Source organism: Candidatus Cardinium sp. cBcalN2, from assembly GCF_022810445.1.
GTDB lineage: Bacteria > Bacteroidota > Bacteroidia > Cytophagales > Amoebophilaceae > Cardinium.
This window is the reverse complement of sequence record NZ_JAACGD010000174.1, coordinates 1-805: the sequence shown is the minus strand read 5'-3', so window position 1 is coordinate 805 and position 805 is coordinate 1. Positions and strand designations below refer to the sequence as shown.

At 37.3% G+C, this 805-nt stretch carries 1 protein-coding gene; it reads right to left on the bottom strand.

Annotation, left to right across the window (positions count from 1 at the left end; genetic code table 11):
* Positions 1-148: 148 nt before the first annotated feature.
* Entirely contained in the window at positions 149-751 is a 603-nt protein-coding gene (locus MUW74_RS04175) for a ribosome maturation factor RimM (protein WP_243517632.1), read from the bottom strand.
* Positions 752-805 lie beyond the last annotated feature (54 nt).

Sequence of the window (805 nt, the reverse complement as noted above, 5' to 3'; positions counted from 1 at the left end):
GGGGCGTTTTTGCTTTTTCTACGTAGCCTTGGCCACTGCGCTGAACGGCTACAAATAGATGCTTATGCAACAACTCGATAAGTGGTTCAAGTCTGTTTACCTATTGAGCCCTATGGGAGGGCACAATAGGTAATATGGCATGCTCCAATTATAGCATGACCTCTAAGTAACCCTCTGGCAGTTCTACCATAACCTTTTTTTGTAGTTCATTAATGTTTACTATAAATGGCTTAGCATAGGGAATCAATAGTTCTTTTTCGTTATGGTTAATAGCCATTATATATTGATCTCGCATACAATATATAGCTTTTATATGGCCCAAGTGACCCAATCCAACCCCTTCTACTAAACCATCTACTAAACTATAAGGAAGCATACTTTGTACCCATTTAGGTTTCAGGGCTAGTGGAAGAAATATGGGTAGGTTTCGGAGTGCATAGGCCTCAGTTTTGGATGAAATCAGATCTAGGTGTATAATGCTTTTACGCTGCGTGGTTGTAATATTTTTAATCGAATAAGGTACTTTTACATAATCTACCTCTACAAAAAGAGCTGGTAGTTTCAATAATTCAGCATCGTTTAGCTCATATAAAAATGACACTACCAAGCCACCATTGATTCCAATTGGTTTTTTAAATGAACCAACTTGAAAATATTGTTCATCTTGAATAGTTTCGTAAAAAGTTTCTATCGAATACAAGGACATACACATCGTATCTGTTCCCGCAATGGCACACTTAAGGGTGACCACTATTGGTACATTTATTTAAGCCGTAAGGAGTTTTTATTTGTATCTGTTCATGCA